The 565-nt window shown below is 71.0% G+C and carries 1 protein-coding gene and 1 pseudogene; both read left to right on the forward strand.

Annotated elements, in window-relative coordinates:
* A pseudogene (locus H928_RS33530) lies at positions 1 to 343 on the forward strand (PepSY domain-containing protein); the annotation flags it as partial.
* On the forward strand, positions 340 to 565 hold a 226-nt coding region (locus H928_RS32480), incomplete at its 3' end, for a hypothetical protein (protein ID WP_043340824.1). The pseudogene H928_RS33530 and the gene H928_RS32480, both read left to right, overlap by 4 nt.

Below are 565 nucleotides of genomic sequence, written 5' to 3' on the forward strand. Positions count from 1 at the left end.
CATGGAGGCCCGGGCCAGTGCCGAGATACGGCTGTTCTTTGTGCTGTGGGCCCTCTGCCTCTTGCATGCGCTGCTGCGTCCCGTGCGCCGGGCCTGGCAGGAGCAGCTCTGCGCCCTGGCTTTGCTGTGCCTGGCCCTGCCGCTGCTCAACGCCGCCACCACCGGCCAGCATTTGCTGCTCTACCTGGCCCAGGGCGATGGAGTGCGCGCCGGGGTGGAGCTGACCAGCATCGCGCTGGGCTTGCTCGCCGCCTGGGCCGCCTGGCGCCACCGACTCTCGACACCAACCTCTACCCCAACCCGCGCCGCCCAGCCCGGGCGCCGCCATGGAGCGCGCGCATGAACGCCCCCGCCAAAGCAGCAACTGCCGCGCAACCCTGGCGCCATGCCATGCTGGTGGGCTTGCGCGTCTGCCTGGCAGCCGTGGCCGGCTACCTGCTCACCGGGCTGGGCTGCGCGGTGATGGCGCAGGCACTGGTGCTGGCGGGCCTCTTCTCACCGGCGCATGCGGTGCTGCTCAGCACGCTGCTGGGTTTTGTGCTGTACACAGCGCTGCTGCTCTGGG

Origin of the sequence: Comamonas sp. B-9, from assembly GCF_000410635.1 — a bacterium.
GTDB lineage: Bacteria > Pseudomonadota > Gammaproteobacteria > Burkholderiales > Burkholderiaceae_C > Comamonas.